Origin of the sequence: Pseudomonas sp. CYM-20-01, assembly GCF_023169845.1 — a bacterium.
GTDB lineage: Bacteria > Pseudomonadota > Gammaproteobacteria > Pseudomonadales > Pseudomonadaceae > Aquipseudomonas > Aquipseudomonas azotoformans.
This window is the reverse complement of the sequence record NZ_AP025169.1, coordinates 2,725,744-2,740,036: the sequence shown is the minus strand read 5'-3', so window position 1 is coordinate 2,740,036 and position 14,293 is coordinate 2,725,744. Positions and strand designations below refer to the sequence as shown.

At 63.3% G+C, this 14,293-nt stretch carries 10 protein-coding genes; 5 read left to right on the top strand and 5 right to left on the bottom strand.

Going from position 1 to position 14,293, the window contains the following annotated elements; genetic code table 11:
- Positions 1-14: 14 nt before the first annotated feature.
- Genes M2497_RS12505 through M2497_RS12495 form a run of 3 tightly spaced genes read right to left on the bottom strand, consistent with a single transcriptional unit; the run spans position 15 to position 3,934 of the window.
- Positions 15-1,595 carry an aldehyde dehydrogenase (NADP(+)) gene (locus tag M2497_RS12505; protein ID WP_248487774.1) on the bottom strand — a complete coding sequence of 527 codons (1,581 nt, stop codon included), beginning with the start codon at positions 1,593-1,595 and terminating at the stop codon, positions 15-17.
- A gap of 11 nt (positions 1,596-1,606) precedes the next feature.
- A complete protein-coding gene (gene araD1 / locus M2497_RS12500) occupies positions 1,607-2,596 on the bottom strand; it encodes an AraD1 family protein (protein ID WP_248487773.1) in 990 nt (329 codons plus the stop codon).
- Between the two features lie 15 nt (positions 2,597-2,611).
- Entirely contained in the window at positions 2,612-3,934 is a 1,323-nt protein-coding gene (locus M2497_RS12495) for an MFS transporter (protein WP_248487772.1), read from the bottom strand.
- 192 nt (positions 3,935-4,126) lie between these two features.
- Between M2497_RS12495 and M2497_RS12490 the strand changes: the two genes are divergently transcribed.
- Positions 4,127-5,863, top strand: a complete 1,737-nt coding sequence (locus tag M2497_RS12490) for an IlvD/Edd family dehydratase (RefSeq protein WP_248487771.1) — start codon at positions 4,127-4,129, stop codon at positions 5,861-5,863.
- Positions 5,864-5,911: 48 nt separating this feature from the next.
- A complete protein-coding gene (locus tag M2497_RS12485) occupies positions 5,912-6,634 on the top strand; it encodes a FadR/GntR family transcriptional regulator (protein ID WP_248487770.1) in 723 nt (240 codons plus the stop codon).
- 5 nt (positions 6,635-6,639) lie between these two features.
- Here M2497_RS12485 and M2497_RS12480 read toward each other — a convergent pair whose 3' ends face one another.
- Positions 6,640-8,001 carry a hypothetical protein gene (locus tag M2497_RS12480; protein ID WP_248487769.1) on the bottom strand — a complete coding sequence of 454 codons (1,362 nt, stop codon included), beginning with the start codon at positions 7,999-8,001 and terminating at the stop codon, positions 6,640-6,642.
- A 315-nt stretch (positions 8,002-8,316) separates the two neighbouring features.
- On the opposite strand from M2497_RS12480, the gene M2497_RS12475 reads away from it, so the two are divergent.
- The 3 genes from M2497_RS12475 to M2497_RS12465 are packed head-to-tail and all read left to right on the top strand — an operon-like array spanning position 8,317 to position 12,076.
- Positions 8,317-9,666: an MFS transporter gene (locus M2497_RS12475; protein ID WP_248487768.1), complete on the top strand. Its 1,350-nt coding sequence runs from the start codon at positions 8,317-8,319 to the stop codon at positions 9,664-9,666.
- A 21-nt stretch (positions 9,667-9,687) separates the two neighbouring features.
- Positions 9,688-10,677 (top strand): LysR family transcriptional regulator, encoded by a 990-nt coding sequence (locus M2497_RS12470; protein ID WP_248487767.1) that lies wholly within the window; start codon positions 9,688-9,690, stop codon positions 10,675-10,677.
- Entirely contained in the window at positions 10,664-12,076 is a 1,413-nt protein-coding gene (locus M2497_RS12465) for an aspartate ammonia-lyase (RefSeq protein ID WP_248487766.1), read from the top strand. Before M2497_RS12470 ends, M2497_RS12465 begins: the two co-directional genes overlap by 14 nt.
- 47 nt (positions 12,077-12,123) lie before the next feature.
- Here M2497_RS12465 and M2497_RS12460 read toward each other — a convergent pair whose 3' ends face one another.
- Positions 12,124-14,241 carry a TonB-dependent siderophore receptor gene (locus M2497_RS12460; protein ID WP_248487765.1) on the bottom strand — a complete coding sequence of 706 codons (2,118 nt, stop codon included), beginning with the start codon at positions 14,239-14,241 and terminating at the stop codon, positions 12,124-12,126.
- Positions 14,242-14,293 lie beyond the last annotated feature (52 nt).

Here is a 14,293-nt window from a genome sequence, read left to right as displayed (position 1 = left end):
TTCTCAGGTGCGCGTTACAGCGGGTCGCGGGATGGCGTGCCATCCACCAGCCGCTGGATACGCAACGGGTTGGCGTTTTTCAACGCGTCGGGCAGCAGGCTATCAGGGTAATTCTGGAAGCACACCGGGCGCAGGAAACGCTCGATGGCCAAGGTGCCGACCGAGGTGCCACGGGCATCCGAGGTGGCCGGGTACGGGCCGCCGTGCACCATCGAATCGCAGACTTCCACACCGGTCGGGTAGCCGTTGAGCAGGATGCGCCCGACTTTCTGCTCCAGCAGCGGCGTGAGTTCGGCGAACTGTTGCAGGTCGGCCGGCTCGCCAATGATCGTCGCCGTGAGTTGCCCGTGCAGGCCGTGCAAAGCGGCACTGAGCTGGGCCTGGTCGGCGACTTCGACGAACACGGTGGTGGGGCCGAACACTTCTTCCTGCAGCACTTCATCACCGTCGATCAACAGGTTCACATCGGCCTTGAACAGCTGTGGTTGCGCCTGATGGCCGGCCTGCTGGTTGCCCGCCAGGTGCTGGATGCCCGGGTGCGCCAGGAGTTTTTCCAGGCCTTTGCCGTAGCTGCCCAGGGTGCCGGCGTTGAGCATGGTCTGCGCCGGTTGCGCGCCGATCAGTTGCGCGACTTGCTGGGTGAACGCGGTGAATGCGGGCGACGCGATACCGATCACCAGGCCAGGGTTGGTGCAAAATTGGCCGCAGCCTTGTACCACCGAGGCGGTCAGGTCGCGCGCCACGCTGTCGGCCCGCGTTGTCAGGGCCTGGGGCAATACGATCACTGGGTTGATGCTCGACATCTCGGCGAACACCGGGATCGGCTGCGGGCGCGCCGCCGCCATGTCGCACAAGGCACGCCCGCCCTTGAGCGAGCCGGTAAAGCCCACCGCCTGGATCGCCGGGTGCTTGACCAGCGCTTCACCCACGCCACCGCCGAAGATCATATTGAACACACCGGCCGGCATCTCGGTAGCCTCGGCCGCGCGGATGATCGCATCGGCAACGCGTTCGGCAGTCGCCATATGCCCGCTGTGGGCCTTGAACACCACCGGGCAGCCGGCCGCCAAAGCCGCCGCCGTATCACCGCCCGCGGTGGAAAACGCCAGGGGGAAGTTGCTCGCGCCAAACACTGCCACCGGCCCAAGGCCGATGCGGTATTGACGCAGGTCCGGGCGTGGCAGCGGTTGGCGGTCGGGCAGTGCCTTGTCGATGCGCGCACCGTAGAAATCACCGCGACGCAGCACTGTGGCAAACAGGCGCATCTGGCCGCTGGTACGTCCGCGTTCGCCCTTGATGCGGGCGGCCGGCAGCGCGGTTTCGCGGCAGACCAGCTCGACAAAATCATCCCCCAGCGCGTCCAGCTCATCGGCCACCGCATCCAGGAACTGTGCACGGCGCGAGGCACTCAAGGCGCGGTACGCAGGGTAGGCCTGCGCGGCAGCCTTGGCGGCGGCGTCGACTTCCTGCGGCGTGGCCTGGAAAAAGTCCTGGGGCAAGGCTTCGCCGGTGCTGGCGTCGACGCTTTTCAGCGTGATGCTGCCGTTGGCGCTGCGCTGGCCGCCGATGTAGTTGTGGCCGAGAAACTGAGTCATGGGGTTCTCCATTAAAGGGTGATGACGTTGCCGGGTTCGAACGCCGCAGCGCTGCTGCCGACATGGTTGACCAGCGGCGCACCGAACTCGGCCTGGCTGATCTCGAACACATCGCCGGCCTGGGTCCGTATACCGTCGGCGAATGACAGCGTGGCGGTGCCGAAGAAGTGGATGTGCACATCGCCGGGCTTGAGGAACTGTTGGTATTTGAAGTGGTGGTACTCAAGGTTCTCCAGGCTGTGGCACATATTGGCCTCGCCGCTGAGGAACTCGTTCTGCCAGATCACTTCGCCGTTGCGCAGAATACGGCTGGTGCCCGCCAGATGCTGGGGCAACTCGCCCACGCGCAACTCCGGGCCATAGCTGCAACTGCGCAGCTTGGAATGGGCCAGGTACAGGTAGTTCTTGCGCTCCATGATGTGGTCGGAGAATTCATTGCCCACCGCAAAACCGACGCGATAGGGCTTGCTGTCCGGGCCGATCACATACAGGCCGCCGATCTCCGGCTCTTCACCGGCATCCTCGGCAAACGGTGGCACCGGGAAGGCTGCGCCGGGGCGCACCACGATGCTGCCGTCGCCCTTGTAGAACCACTCGGGTTGCACGCCCGCCTGGCCAGCCGGTGGACGGCCGCCCTCCACGCCCCATCGGAAGATGCGCATGGTGTCGGTCAGCGCCGTGTCGTCGCCGGCCTGGTGCATCTTGTCCCGTGCCGAGGCGCTGCCCAGGTGGGTCAGGCCAGTGCCGCTGATCAGCATGTGGGCCGGGTCCGGGTGGTCCAGCGGCGGCAGAATCCTCAGGTCGGCCAGCAGCGTTGCGTAGTCGTAGCTGTCATCCAGGCCCAGGCTGTCCACGTATTGCGCCAGGCCTACGCCGGCGTCGATGGCGGCGAGGGCCAACTCGCGCACGCTGCGGGCTGTGTGTACTTCGCGCAGCTGGGTGCCGTCGACCACGCCGACGCGGCGGTCACCGTTACGCAACTCGAACTGAACTAAACGCATGACTGTTCTCCTGGATTAAGGTCGGGTGGCGCCACGGGCACTGGCGGCAAATTGGTCGGCGGGCAGCACGTGCTTGCGCTCGAGCAGGCGGTAGACCACCAAGGTCAGGACCAGCCCGAACAGCATCACCCCGGACAGAAAGTACAAACCCGATGCGAGGTTGCCGGTGTATTCCTTGAGCGCGCCGATCACGAACGGGCCGATATAGCCGCCGAGGTTGCCCACCGAATTGATCAGGGCAATGCCCGCCGCCGCACTGGCGCCGGCGAAGAAGCGCCCGGGCAGGGTCCAGAACACGGCGGTGCAGGAAAACATCGCGAACGCCGCCAGGCACAACGCAGCCATTTGCAGCACCGGCACACTGAGCGCGGCACTGAAAAACAGGCCGATGGCGCCCAGCACGTAGAGCACCGCAAGGTGGCCGTAGCGGTCGTTCAAACGGTCGGAGCTGCGCGGGATGATCAGCAGGCCGATGATGCCGAAGATATATGGCACCGCAGCGATAAAGCCGGTGACCAGGTCAGTGCCGCCGAATTGCTTGATCAGGGTCGGCAGCCACAGGCCCAGACCGTAGATGCTCAGGGTCACCGGCAGGTAGAACAGCGCCAGCAGCAACACGCGTTTGTCTTTCAAGGCATGCAGCGGGTTGCCGTGACGGGTCTGGCCGTAGGTTTGCAAGTCTTTGGCGAGCTCGCCGGTGAGCCAGGTCTTTTCGTCGTCGCTCATCCAGGTGACTTGCTTGGGGCCATCCGGCAGGAAGCGCAGCACCGGCCAGGTCAGCAGGATCGCCGGAGTGCCGATGACGATGAACAGCCATTGCCAGCCGTGCAGCCCCAGGATGCCGTCCATGCCCAGCAGGCCACCGGACACTGGCCCGGTGATCATCATCGCGATGGGTTGCGACAGGATGAACAGCCCGAGGATCTTGCCGCGATGGCGTACCGGAAACCATTGGGTGATGTAGTACAGCACGCCGGGGAAGAACCCCGCTTCCGCCGCGCCGAGCAGAAAGCGCATCACATAGAAGCTGTGCGGCCCCTGCACGAAGGCCATGCCGATGGTGATGGCGCCCCAGGTGATCATGATCCGCGCAAACCAGCGGCGTGCGCCGAAGCGGTCGAGCATCAGGTTGCTGGGGATCTCGAACAGGAAGTAGCCAATGAAGAACAACCCCGCGCCCAGGCCATAGGCAGCGTCGCCGATGCCGACGTCGGCGCCCATGTGCAACTTGGCGAAGCCCACGGCGGAGCGGTCCACGTAGGCGATCAGGTACAGCAGGATCAGGAAGGGAATCAGTTTCAGCGTGATGCGCCGAATAAGCCGCAGTTCCTGGCTCATGGGGTCGATCTCCGATTGTTGTTTTTATAGAAGCTCGGGGGACGCCTCTCGCGAAAATCCGCCAGGGCCATACCTCAGTTGAACCAGACTATATAGTATGACTATTTGCAAAACAACTCTTCCAAAGCAGCGTTTTTGCGCTTATGTTTAAGCACGCATAGAACATATAGTCATACAATAAGAGAATCGATCATGCCTGATAAAAAGCCCGGCCTCCGCTCCGCCCAGTGGTTCGGTACCGCCGACAAGAACGGCTTCATGTACCGCAGCTGGATGAAGAACCAAGGCATTGCCGACCATCAGTTCCATGGCAAGCCGATCATCGGCATCTGCAATACCTGGTCGGAGCTGACCCCGTGCAACGCGCATTTCCGCCAGATCGCCGAGCACGTCAAACGCGGCGTAATCGAGGCCGGCGGCTTCCCGGTGGAGTTCCCGGTGTTCTCCAATGGCGAATCCAACCTGCGCCCCACCGCCATGCTCACCCGCAACCTGGCGAGCATGGACGTGGAAGAGGCGATTCGCGGCAACCCGATTGACGGCGTGGTACTGCTGACCGGCTGCGACAAAACCACCCCGGCCCTGCTGATGGGCGCCGCCAGTTGCGACGTGCCGGCCATCGTGGTCACCGGCGGGCCGATGCTCAACGGCAAGCACAAGGGCCAGGACATCGGCTCGGGCACCGTGGTGTGGCAGCTCAGCGAACAGGTGAAAGCTGGCACCATCACCCTGGATGACTTCCTCGCGGCCGAGGGCGGCATGTCGCGCTCGGCGGGCACCTGCAACACCATGGGCACCGCATCGACCATGGCCTGCATGGCCGAGGCGCTGGGCACGTCCCTGCCCCACAACGCGGCGATCCCGGCGGTGGATGCGCGGCGTTATGTGCTGGCGCACATGTCCGGCATGCGTGCCGTGGAGATGGTGCGCGAAGACTTGAAGCTGTCGAAGATCCTCACCAAAGAGGCGTTTGAAAACGCGATCCGCGTCAACGCGGCCATCGGCGGCTCGACCAATGCAGTGATCCACCTCAAGGCCATCGCCGGGCGCATCGGCGTCGAACTCGACCTCGACGACTGGACCCGCATGGGCCGTGGCATGCCGACCATCGTCGACCTGCAACCCTCGGGGCGCTTCCTGATGGAAGAGTTCTACTACGCCGGCGGCCTGCCCGCGGTGCTGCGCCGCCTGGGTGAAGCCAACCTGATCCCGCATCCGAATGCCCTGACCGTCAACGGCAAGACCCTGGGCGAGAACACCCAGGACTCACCGATCTACGGCCAGGACGAAGTGATCCGCACCCTCGACAACCCGATCCGCGCCGACGGCGGCATCTGCGTGCTGCGCGGCAACCTCGCCCCGCTGGGCGCGGTGCTCAAGCCGTCCGCCGCCAGCCCAGAGCTGATGCAGCACCGTGGCCGTGCGGTGGTGTTCGAGAACTTCGACATGTACAAGGCGCGCATCAACGACCCGGAACTGGACGTGGACGCCAACTCGATCCTGGTCATGAAAAACTGTGGGCCCAAGGGCTACCCGGGCATGGCCGAGGTCGGCAACATGGGCCTGCCGGCCAAGCTGCTGGCCCAGGGTGTGACCGATATGGTGCGGATTTCCGATGCGCGCATGAGTGGCACGGCGTACGGCACGGTGGTGTTGCACGTGGCACCGGAAGCCGCTGCCGGCGGGCCGTTGGCCACGGTGCGGGAAGGCGACTGGATCGAACTGGACTGCGCCAACGGCCGCCTGCATCTGGACATCCCCGACGCAGAGCTGGCGGCGCGCATGGCAGACCTGGCGCCTCCGCAGAACCTCATCGTCGGCGGCTACCGCCAGCTGTACATCGACCATGTGCTGCAGGCCGACCAGGGCTGCGACTTTGACTTCCTGGTGGGTTGCCGTGGGGCGGAAGTCCCACGGCATTCCCACTAATTGGGATGCTATGATGCCGCGTCTTTAAGCCAGAGCCTCCCCGTCGTCATGGATCACCAGCCGCCCAAGCCGCGCAAGAGCCAGCATGCCCAGATCGTTCAGGACTTGGGCATGCACATCGTTTCCGGCCGCTTCAAGCCCGAAGAACGGCTGCCCATGGAGGCCACGCTCTGCGAGGAGTACCAGGTCAGCCGCTCGGTGTTGCGCGAAGCCACGCGGGTGCTCAGCGCCAAGGGCCTGGTGTATTCCAAGCCACGGGTGGGCGCGGTGGTGCGGCCTCGCGTGAAGTGGCACCTGCTCGACCCGGACGTGTTGTCCTGGTTGATGCAGTCCACACCCCACAGTGAGTTCTTCAACACCCTGGCCGGTGTGCGGCGCATCCTCGAACCGGAGATCGCCGCCATGGCCGCGACCACCGCCACCGACGAAGACATCGCCACCATCGAAAAAGCCTACCAGGGCATGGAAACCGCGCAGACCCACGAACAGCTGCTGCAGGCCGACCTGGACTTCCACCGCGCCATCGCCGACGCCACGCGCAACGATTTGCTCGCCTACATGTGCAACATGCTGTCGCTGCCGTTGCGCGAGTCGATCAACATCACCAACCGCCGCCCCGACATCCAGGGCCTGAGCCTGCCCCGGCACAAGGCGATCCTCACCGCGATCCAGAACCGCGACGCCCTCGGCGCGCGGCATGCGTCGCTGGTGCAACTGGATGACACGCGGGTGGCGTTGGATACGGTGATGAACGTGTTGACGCCGTTGTAGGCGATTCAGCGCAGGCCATAGGCTTGAATGAGGGTGTCGTCGGCGTAATTCTGTTTGCTCCAGAACACCCGATCACTGGCACCGTCAAACCCGCGCACGCCCATGTACCCGTCCAGCGACAGACGCTTCCAGGAATGGCCCCAGTCCGTCGAATAGAACACCGCATCGGCGGAGATACTCGCCTCGCTCCACCAGTACAGCCAACGCGGCGGCTTATGATCGCTGTAGGTATTGACCACCAGGCTGTTGCGCCCTACCCATAGCCCACGCGCCTGGGTATCGGCACTCAAGGGCGAGAACACACTGGGCAAGTCGCCCACCGTTTTCCAGGCCAGCGTCGCGGTGTTCAATTCGGCGACCACCGCGCGCCCATGGGGCCCCTGGTCGATCAGGCCGATCACGCGCCCGGCGCCGTTGTCCGCAAGCTCGCTGATGTACAGGCCGTTTTCCCGCTGAATATCCTCGACTTGCCACGTGCCGGCCGTGCGCTTCAACTGCACGCGAGTGGTGACACCGATCGCCAGGTTGTCGCTCTTGCCATCGGGATGGCTGCCCCAGAAGCGTTGCGACACCCAGATCACCGCGTGCTGCGCATCCTGTTGCAATACGTGGGTCAGTTGTTCAGTTGAGTCACGCCACTCCTGGATATCCGGGCGCAGGCTGTGGGCGTAGTCTTGGGTCACCGCCAGCGGTTGCGGCACCGTGATCGGCGTGCTGTGGGCGCCACCGTCGGCGGAGTAGTACACCCCGGCCTGCGGCTCGACGTCATCGGCCCAACGCGAGGCCCAGACCTCGTCCTGATTATAGAAGTACGGCGAAACCAGGGTGGCCACACCGCTCACCTCGGGGAAAAACCCGTCGGCCACCCAGCGCCAGGTCTTGCCCTGGTCATCACTGCGGAACACCGCGTTCTGGCCCCCCGCATCGTTGGGTCGATAGAGCGAACTCAGCAGAAACACGCGCGCGCCCTCCGCACTCGCCACCAGGCAGGCCGAGCCGCTGACCTGGGCGACCTGCTTGAACACCCCGTCAGCCCCCAGACGCGCAACCACGGTGGTCTCCGGCTCCGAACGCAGTTCGCCGTCGAGCAAGCCATTCAAGTCCACCCGCTCGCTTGAGGGTTCCAGCTGTTCATATTCATTCGTCACCCGCCCCACCAGCCACGTGCCCTGGGCGGTCACCTTCACTCCGGTGCAATCCTGGCTGACCGCGTGTGGCCGCACGCCCGGCAGTGTGCCCAGCCGTTGTTGATTCGGGCTGGCACCGCCGATTTCCAGCTTGGCGCTGACGATGATCCAGATATACCCGAGCGCAAGACTGGCCAGCAGCGCGACGAACACACGAACGATGAGGGTTGAACGAGGCATGCGATGTCCATATCCGAGGGAATGGACGTGCTTTTCTCATCGATTGGGGGTGGACGTAAATGCTTATTGGCCGCCATCTGTCGCAGCTGTGATGTGGGTCCTACTTTGCGGCGACTCAAGCTCGTGAGTCAGTTGCGCGTACTCGCTCATATCTTTCACGTTTGTGCCCTGTTCAAGAAAAGCGGCTCTCAGTATCAGCTATCTTGATACTCACAGGGCACCTGCTGATTTCGTGAAGCTGTCGCCCTAGACTCGCTCTCAGCCGGTGCCGATGCACCGGTTCCCACAACTATAAAAACGCAAGTGGAGAGACGAATGAGTGGTCAAGTAGCGTTCGAAGACCTTCCGCTGAGCCGCTTCCATATCCGCACGGTATTCAGCGGCACGGGTGGCCAGTTCAGTGATGGTTTCGTACTGGGCATTATCGGGATCGCCGTCAGCATGGCGGCCGGCCCGTTACAGTTGACGGCATTGTGGATGGGCTTGCTGGGCGCCGCGTCCTTGGCGGGACTGTTCCTTGGCAGCCTGTTGGCCGGCCCTATCGCGGACAAGTTCGGCCGGCGGGCAATCTTCGCCTGGGACATGCTGTTGTTCGCCGTCATCTCTGCGTCGCAGTTCTTTGTCACCTCGCCCGAACAATTGTTGGCGCTGCGTTTGCTGCTGGGGCTGGTGCTGGGCTTCGACTATGTCGTGAGCAAGTCGCTGGTGACCGAATTTGCCCCGCGCCGCTATCGGGGACGCCTGCTCAGTGTGCTAGCGGCAGCTTGGGCGGCGGGCTATGTGGCGGCGTATCTGGTGGGCTTTGCCATCCGCGATATCGGCCCAGATGCCTGGCGCGTGATGCTGGCCCTCAGCGGCGTCCCAGCCCTGTTGATTCTGCCCTTGCGCATGGGCGTGCCGGAATCGCCGATCTGGTTGATGGCTCGCGGGCGTAGCCAGGAAGCCATGGCCATTGTGCGCAGCAAGTTCGGCCCGCATGTGTTCCTGCCAGCACCCGTGGCCCCGGCCAATGGGCACAAGCAGCGTGGCAGCTGGGCAGAACTGTTCAGCCCGCGCTGGCGCAAAAATACGCTGGTGGGTTGCGTGTTCTACACCTGCCAGGTGATTCCGTTCTTCGCCCTCGGCACATTCGCACCCAAAGTCCTGGAAGCCCTGAACGTGCAGGACAAGTTTGCCGGTGGCCTGGTCTACAACGTGTTGCTATTGCTCGGCGCACTGCTCGGTCTGCTGGTCATTGATCGGCTGTCCCGGCGCGTATTCCTGGTCGGCACCTTCTACTTGAGTGCTGCGGGCCTGGCAGTATTGGCCTACGCCGGTTTCGGCCCCCTGGGCACCATCCTCGCCTTCGGCATTTTTGCCTGTGTGATGGCGGCGGCGGTCAACCTGGAGTTCGTCTACCCACCCGAATTGTTCCCCACCCATCTGCGTGCCTCGGGGATCGGCCTGGCCGTGGCGGCCAGCCGGTTCGGCTCGGCGGTGGCGACGTTCCTGCTGCCAGTCGCGGTGCAGCACGTGGGGGTCCATGCGGCGTTGGGCGTATGCGTTGGCGTGCTGGTCTTCGGCGGCGTGTTCTGCCACGTGTTTGCGCCAGAAACCAGCAAGGAAGACTTGTCGGGGGTCACGCCCGATCCTCTTCGGACGGACGCCAAGGTTGCCATTGAATAACACCATCAAGTGAGGTTGAGGATGTCTGCGAACAGGCTGATCGACATGTATGCAGTCCAGGTGTTCATCGCGGTTGCCGAGGAAGGCAGCATGTCCGGGGCCGCCGCGCGCATGGGTATTTCCCAGTCCGGCGTGTCACAGATGGTGCGTCAGTTGGAGGAGGAACTGGGGGTGGTGCTGGTGGACCGCACCACCCGGCCCATGGCCCTCACCGCATTCGGGGTTGCCTTGCGCAACCGGGGTTCGGTGTTGAGCGAGGAACTGTCCCACCTCAAGGCTCAGGTGATCGACGCCGGGCGCGGTGTGAACCCCGACCTGCGCATCGGCCTGGTGGACTCCTTCGCCGCCACCTGCGGGTCGGTGTTCACCCGGCAATTGCTCGGCAAGGTCGCGCAGTTGTCCATTCGCACAGGGCTCAGCCCGCAACAAGGTGAATCCCTGTTGCGGCGCGACCTGGACCTGATCGTCACCAGCGACCCGTTGATGGACGCCAATGACGTGATCCGCTATCGGCTGTTTTCAGAAAAGTACTTTGTTATCACGCCCAGGCAAGCGCGCTGCGATATCCACACGGTCGAGGACGTACGCGCGCTGGCCAATGTGCTGCCGGTGGTGCGCTTCAACCGGATGTCCCAGGTGGGGCTGCAGATCGAGCGTCATCTGCGCAGCCTGAACGTACGAGTGCCCAACCGCCTGGAGCTGGATAACGCCGATGCACTGACGTCGATGGTCGCCGAAGGCATCGGTTGGGCCGTTACCAGCCCCATGTGTTTTTTGCAGGCCAGTGCCTGGGTCGACAACGTGACCGCGCACCTCACACCGGACCTGCAACTGGAACGCTCGCTTTACCTGGTAGCACGACGCAATGAATACAGCGCCTTTTTCGCCGATGCGTGCGAAGCGGCGCGTGATGTGATCCGCCACTCCTTCCTGCCCAGGCTCACGGCCCTGGACAAAGGGGTGGAGGCGTTAATCCAATTTGATGAGGGTGATGCTCGTGAGTATTTTTGATGCTGTTGCTACACGGCTGGAAACCGATTACGTCGGCGACGTACAGATTCCGGCAGACAAGCTGTACGGGGTGAACTCGGTGCGCGGGTTCGACAACCTCAGCGTATCACCGCTGACCATCGCTTATTACCCGGCCTTCCGCGATGCCTTTGCCCAGTGCAAGTGGGCGGCCGCACTGGCCAACCGCGCCTGCGGCGTACTTGCCCAGCCCCAGTGCGACGCCATCGTGCAAGCCTGCGCCGAGGTGATCGCCGGCCGGTGCGACGACTCGCTGATCGTTGACCTGCTGGAAGGCTCCGGCGGCACGTCCACCAACATGAACTTCAACGAGGTCATCGCCAACCGCGCCCAGCAATTGATGGGCCACGCGGCGGGTTCGTATGACGTGGTGCACCCCAATGACCATGTGAATGCCTCGCAGTCGACCAATGATGTGTACCCGGCGGCATTGAAGATCGCGACACATGCGATGCTCGGGCCATTGATCGATGAAGTGGAACAACTGGCTACGCGCTTCGACCAGAAAGCCGTGCAGTTTGCCGATATTCTGCACCTGGGCCGCACCTGCCTGCAGGATGCCCAGCCGATGCGCCTGGGCCAGCTGTTTTCCGGGTACGCTGCCCTCACCCATCGCCTGGCGACCGCGCTGGCTGGCGTGCGCGACACACTGCGCACCCTGCCGCTGGGCGGCACAGCGATCGGCACCGGGTTTGGTGCGCCGCCCGCTTATCGCGCCGCGGTGTATCAGCACTTGGTACAGGTCACTGGCATCGAGTACCAGGCCCCCTCGAACGCCTTCGATGCGATGCAGAACATGGATGTGTTTTGTCGAGTTTCGGCTGAGTTGCGCACCGGTTCCGCGTCCCTGGCCAAGATCGCCTCTGACCTGACCTTGCTGTCCTCCGGGCCGGTCGGTGGGATCGGCGAATTGAAGCTGCCCGAAGCCCAGGCCGGCTCGTCGATCATGCCAGGCAAGGTCAACCCGGTGTTGCCCATGGCGATGATCCAGTTGAGCTTCGCCGTCATCGGCAATGATGTGGCGGTGGCGCAGGCGGTCCAGGCCGGTCAGTTGGAGATCAACCACTTCGAGCCGCTGGTGGCGTCCCGCGTGTTCGACAGCATTGCGCTGCTGACCCAAGGCATCCAACGGTTTCGCGAGAAGTGCATCAGTGGGATAACCGCCGATGCCGAACGTAACGAACAACACCTGGCTCAATCAATGGCCGTGGCCACCGCGCTGGTTCCGCAGCTAGGCTACGCCCGTGTGAGCAAGCTGGCACGCCAATCGGTGGCGCAAGGGCGCTCGCTGTTGTCGATTCTGGAAGAGTCGGGGTTGATGAGCCAGGCCGATGCCATGGTGGCGATTGAAAGGTCGTCGCACCCAGTGTTCGAGGGCTGAGGAATACGGTGTGCAATCACCCAGAGGGATTGCACACCGCCCCGGTTTTACAGGGTGTAGGCGATGCCCACCTGCACCGTGCGTGGCGCGCCTGGGTAGGCGTAGAAGTTGCCGAACGCGCCTTCCTCAAAATCGCGGTTGAACAGGTTCTTCACATCCAGGTTCAGGCGCACCTTGTCATTGACCTTGTAGTAGCCCAGCAGGTCTACCACGGTGTAGGCGTCCATGGAGAAGGCGGTGTTGGAGGTCTGGCCGACACGTTCATCGACGTATTTGGCGCCCGCGCCCAGCCCGAGCCCCTTGAGGCGACCGTCCTGGAATTCGTAGACGTTGAGCAGGCTGAAGCTGTTACGCGGGATGTTGGCCAGGTGTGAACCGACGCGGATGGTGTTGTCTTTGGTGACTTCGGCGTCGACATAGGCGTAGCCGCCGATCACGCGCCATTCAGGGGTGAGGTTGCCGGCGACGTTGAGGTCGAAGCCGCGGCTGCGCACTTGACCCGCTGCGACTTTGTAGTTGGAGTCTTCAGGATCGGTGGTCAACACGTTCTTCTTGTCGATCTGGTAGATCGCTGCGTCCACACTCAACTGACGGTCCAGCCCTTCCCATTTGATCCCCATTTCATAGGACTTGCCCTTTTCCGGCTCGAAACCGGCACCGTCGCGACTGGCGCCGGTGTTCGGCTTGAAGGAACGCGCGGCGTCGGCGTAGACCGCCAGGGTCTCAGTCAGGTCATAGGTCACGCCGACACGGGGCGTGACCGCGTTGTCGCTGGCCTCCCAGCTTTGCCCGCCCTTCACGTAGGTCTCGTACTGGTGCTCGAAGCGTTCGAAGCGCGCACCCGCCAGCACCTTCAAGCGTTCGGTGAGGGCCACCTGGTCCTGGACGAACGCGGCGTAGGTCTTGAGGTTTTCCTTGTCATGAGTCGGCGTGCTGGTAAGCGCCGGGCGCGGCTTGCCGTAGACCGGGTTGAAGATATCGCTGGTGTAGGCGGCGGACGAACGCTGGATGATCGACTTGTAGTCGTAATCCTCAAACTCGACGCCAGTCAGCAAGGTGTGATCAAAACCACCCGTGGAAAAATGCCCGGTGAGGTTGAGCTGGGTGTCCTTGTCGGTCCATTCCAGCTTGCGGTAGTTGAAGTTGCGGTTGAGCGTGTGGCCGTCCGCAGCCAGGCTGTTGGCCTCGATGGCGTTGCCCTGCAAGGTGCCGTCCAACCACTGGAAACCACCGCCCAGGGTCCAGTTGTCATTGAGCAGATGCTCGAAACGCAACTGGGCCATGCTGTTGTCGTTATGCAGCTTGCCGACGTCTTTATCGCCCCAGAAGGTATCGCGGGAAGCCGTGCCTTTCTGAGTAGCAAAGCGTGTCAGCCCCCGGTCCAGCGGGTGGTTGTTGCGCATGAAGTCGCCTTCGAAGATCACCTTGGTGTCGTCGCTGGCCTGCCAGGTAAGCACCGGGGTGATGCCGTAGCGTTCGGTTTCCACATGGTCGCGGAAGGTGTCGCCGCCCTCGCCCACCACGTTCAGGCGATAGGCCAGGCGGCCCTCTTCGTCCAACGGGCCGGAGGCGTCCAGGGTGCCGCGCTTCATGCCCTGGTCATTCAATTGGCTGCCGAGGGTGACCGTGCGTTCGGCCAACGGTTGCTTGGTCACCACGTTGAAGGTGCCGCCGGGATCACCACGGCCATAGAGCATGGTCGCTGGGCCGCGCAGCACTTCCAGGCGTTCGATGGTGTTGGCATCCGGCATGTTCGGGTAGCCACGGTTGATCGGGAAACCGTTGCGGTAGAACTCGCCGGTGGTAAAGCCGCGCACGGTGAAGGTAGTGAGACCCTGCCCGCCGAAGTTGTTGGCGCGGCCGACACCGCCGGCATAGTCCAGCGCGTCCTGCAGGCGAGTGGCGCCGATGTCTTCGACCACCGCCTTGGACACTACGCTGATGGACTGCGGGGTTTCATGGATCGAGGTGTCGGTGCGCGTCGCACTGGCTGAACGGGTGGCGTGATAGCCCTGCACGGGACCCTGGGCGGTTTCATAGTCGGCAGTGCCAGTGACGCTGGTGGCTTGCAGCTCGATGGCGGCTTTTTCAACTGGTTCGACCTCCGCCCAGCTCAAGGGGGAAAACGCCTGAAGCACACACACGGAAAGCAGGGTACGACGCATGGAGGATGAACCTAGTGAAAGAGCCAGATGGGGCGGCATATCAGCCAGTTAT

What these genes read in the sequence shown, in the direction of transcription:
- M2497_RS12505 (WP_248487774.1), bottom strand. Translation starts at nt 1,595, where the DNA reads ATGACTCAGTTTCTCGGCCACAACTACATCGGCGGCCAGCGCAGCGCC.
- araD1 (WP_248487773.1), bottom strand. Translation starts at nt 2,596, where the DNA reads ATGCGTTTAGTTCAGTTCGAGTTGCGTAACGGTGACCGCCGCGTCGGC.
- M2497_RS12495 (WP_248487772.1), bottom strand. Translation starts at nt 3,934, where the DNA reads ATGAGCCAGGAACTGCGGCTTATTCGGCGCATCACGCTGAAACTGATT.
- M2497_RS12490 (WP_248487771.1), top strand. Translation starts at nt 4,127, where the DNA reads ATGCCTGATAAAAAGCCCGGCCTCCGCTCCGCCCAGTGGTTCGGTACC.
- M2497_RS12485 (WP_248487770.1), top strand. Translation starts at nt 5,912, where the DNA reads ATGGATCACCAGCCGCCCAAGCCGCGCAAGAGCCAGCATGCCCAGATC.
- M2497_RS12480 (WP_248487769.1), bottom strand. Translation starts at nt 8,001, where the DNA reads ATGCCTCGTTCAACCCTCATCGTTCGTGTGTTCGTCGCGCTGCTGGCC.
- M2497_RS12475 (WP_248487768.1), top strand. Translation starts at nt 8,317, where the DNA reads ATGAGTGGTCAAGTAGCGTTCGAAGACCTTCCGCTGAGCCGCTTCCAT.
- M2497_RS12470 (WP_248487767.1), top strand. Translation starts at nt 9,688, where the DNA reads ATGTCTGCGAACAGGCTGATCGACATGTATGCAGTCCAGGTGTTCATC.
- M2497_RS12460 (WP_248487765.1), bottom strand. Translation starts at nt 14,241, where the DNA reads ATGCGTCGTACCCTGCTTTCCGTGTGTGTGCTTCAGGCGTTTTCCCCC.